A 2,113-nucleotide genomic window follows, 5' to 3' on the forward strand; every position below is an offset into this window, starting at 1 on the left:
GTTGAGCAGCGTCGTCTTGCCGGAGCCGGATTCGCCGACGACAGCCAGGACTTCGCCCGGCCACAGGTCGAAGGAGACGTTGTCGCAGCCGACGCGCGAACCGTAGAATTTAGAAAGTGCTGCGACACGCAGCAGCGGTTCGTCGGTCATTGCGCCGGCTCCCTTGTTCCCGAGGCAAGATGGTTTTCCGGGGCAAGATGGCCGCGATAGCCGTCCGCTCGCCGCTTCTCGCAATGGTCCGTGTCGGAGCAGACGAACATGTGGCCGCCATGGTCGTCGAGGATGACTTCGTCGAGATAGACGTTCTCGGCCGCGCACAGCGCGCAGGGCTGGTCGAAGGTCTGGACCTCGAACGGATGATCCTCGAAGTCGAGGCTGACCACTTCGGTGAAAGGCGGCACCGCGTAGATGCGCTTTTCGCGGCCGGCGCCAAACAGCTGCAGGGCCGGCGAGCGGTGCATCTTGGGATTGTCGAATTTCGGCGTCGGCGAGGGGTCCATCACATAGCGGCCCTCGACCTTGACCGGATAGGCATAGGTGGTGGCGATGCGGCCGTGCTTGGCGATGTCCTCGTAGAGCTTGACGTGCATGAGGCCATATTCCTCCAGCGCGTGCATTTTGCGCGTTTCGGTCTCGCGCGGTTCGAGGAAGCGCAGGGGTTCGGGGATCGGCACCTGGTAGACCAGCACCTGGGCCGCCGTCAGCGGATGCTCGGGAATGCGGTGGCGGGTCTGGATGATTGTGGCGCTGGCAGTGTCGGTCGTCACCGCGACATTGGCGACCTTCTTGAAGAAGGCGCGGATCGACACCGCATTGGTGGTGTCGTCGGCGCCCTGGTCGATGACCTTCAGCACATCGTCCGGGCCGATGATCGAAGCGGTGACCTGGACGCCGCCGGTGCCCCAGCCGTAGGGCATCGGCATTTCGCGCGAAGCGAACGGCACCTGGTAGCCGGGAATGGCGATGCCCTTGAGGATCGCCCGGCGGATCATCCTTTTGGTCTGCTCGTCGAGATAGGCGAAGTTGTAGGTGGCGATGTCGGTCATGGCGATCACATCCACATTGTGCTATCGAATTGGCGTCCAGGACGCGGATACAGGGGCGAATTCAGATGAACTCGACCGGATGGATGCATCTCGGAATTCTGTTGGTGGTGTTCGCCGGCGTCGTTCTCTTCTTCCTTCGGCGCATGATTCTGCCCGGCCCCAAAGAAGGCTCTCAAGGTGAGTCCGTGGGCGTCGGCAATGGTGATTACTCCGGGTATGACGGCTATGGCGGTCATTCCCACGATGGTGGCGGCCATGGTGGCGTCGGGCACTAAATTCATTCCGCAGCCTCCGATCCCCTGGCATAGCGCGCCAGCCGCTCATTGAGCGTGCCGGTGTGCAGTTCGAACATGTGGTTGTCTTCGTCGTAGAAATAGATCGAGCGGCCTTCACCCTCGACGCGCGGGCGCGGCGGGCGCATGTCGAGGCCGAGCCTGCCGATGCGCTCGGCATAGCGGTCGAAATCGGCGTCATCGATCTTGAAGGCGATGTGGTTGTAGCTGCGCTCCGGCAAGGGTTCGCCCTCCATGATGGCGACCCAGATGTCACCGATCAGGAAGAATTTTTCGGGCGACAGCGAGAACTGCCTGGCGTCGCTGACATAGACTTCGCGTGCGTCGAATACGCCCTCGAGGATTTCGGTCATCCGCTCGAGATCGCGGACGATGAAGGTCATGTGGGAAAGGCCCTCGATCATTCCGCGGCCTCCCGCTTCTCTTCGACCTTCACGGGGTTTTGGCGGGCGTCATATTCGGCACGCATGCGGCGCACGAGATCGAGTTCGGCCTGGAAATCGACATAGTGCGGCAGCTTCAGATGCTCGACGAAGCCGGTCGCCTGGACATTGTCGGAGTGCGAGATGACGAACTCCTCGTCCTGGGCCGCGGCGACGACATCCTCGCCGAGCTCCTTCGCGCGCAGCGCCCGGTCGCAGAGTGCCACGGCCATCGCCTTGCGTTCGCTCTGGCCGAAGACCAGGCCGTAGCCGCGGGTGAATTGCGGCGGCGCCTTGGCCGAGCCTTTGAACTGGTTGACCATCTGGCATTCGGTGCCGCTCGGCACTGTCC

5 protein-coding genes are annotated in these 2,113 nt (G+C 62.7%); 1 reads left to right on the forward strand and 4 read right to left on the reverse strand.

Translation table 11 applies throughout. The features are described 5' to 3' along the window. On the reverse strand, positions 1-150 hold a 150-nt coding region (locus tag ENZ75_RS29795; RefSeq protein ID WP_128278548.1), incomplete at its 3' end, for an ATP-binding cassette domain-containing protein. Then, positions 147-1,046, reverse strand: a complete 900-nt coding sequence (locus ENZ75_RS29800) for an alpha-D-ribose 1-methylphosphonate 5-phosphate C-P-lyase PhnJ (RefSeq protein WP_063170339.1) — start codon at positions 1,044-1,046, stop codon at positions 147-149. The genes ENZ75_RS29795 and ENZ75_RS29800, both read right to left, overlap by 4 nt. A 65-nt stretch (positions 1,047-1,111) precedes the next feature. Between ENZ75_RS29800 and ENZ75_RS34465 the strand changes: the two genes are divergently transcribed. Beyond that, the gene (locus tag ENZ75_RS34465; RefSeq protein ID WP_063169036.1) at positions 1,112-1,321 is read left to right on the forward strand and encodes a hypothetical protein; all 210 of its coding nucleotides are present in this window, start codon (positions 1,112-1,114) and stop codon (positions 1,319-1,321) included. A 2-nt stretch (positions 1,322-1,323) separates the two neighbouring features. Here ENZ75_RS34465 and fosX read toward each other — a convergent pair whose 3' ends face one another. Further along, complete coding sequence (gene fosX / locus ENZ75_RS29810; protein WP_063169035.1) at positions 1,324-1,743, reverse strand: FosX/FosE/FosI family fosfomycin resistance hydrolase; 420 nt, start codon at positions 1,741-1,743, stop codon at positions 1,324-1,326. Then, the coding region (locus ENZ75_RS29815; RefSeq protein ID WP_206617130.1) for a carbon-phosphorus lyase complex subunit PhnI at positions 1,740-2,113 on the reverse strand (374 nt) is incomplete at its 5' end. The genes ENZ75_RS29815 and fosX, both read right to left, overlap by 4 nt.

Source organism: Mesorhizobium sp. M7A.F.Ca.CA.002.04.1.1, assembly GCF_004022805.1.
In the GTDB taxonomy this organism is placed as follows: Bacteria; Pseudomonadota; Alphaproteobacteria; order Rhizobiales; family Rhizobiaceae; genus Mesorhizobium; species Mesorhizobium ciceri.

What these genes read in the sequence shown, in the direction of transcription:
- ENZ75_RS34465 (WP_063169036.1), top strand. Translation starts at nt 1,112, where the DNA reads ATGAACTCGACCGGATGGATGCATCTCGGAATTCTGTTGGTGGTGTTC.
- fosX (WP_063169035.1), bottom strand. Translation starts at nt 1,743, where the DNA reads ATGATCGAGGGCCTTTCCCACATGACCTTCATCGTCCGCGATCTCGAG.
- ENZ75_RS29800 (WP_063170339.1), bottom strand. Translation starts at nt 1,046, where the DNA reads ATGACCGACATCGCCACCTACAACTTCGCCTATCTCGACGAGCAGACC.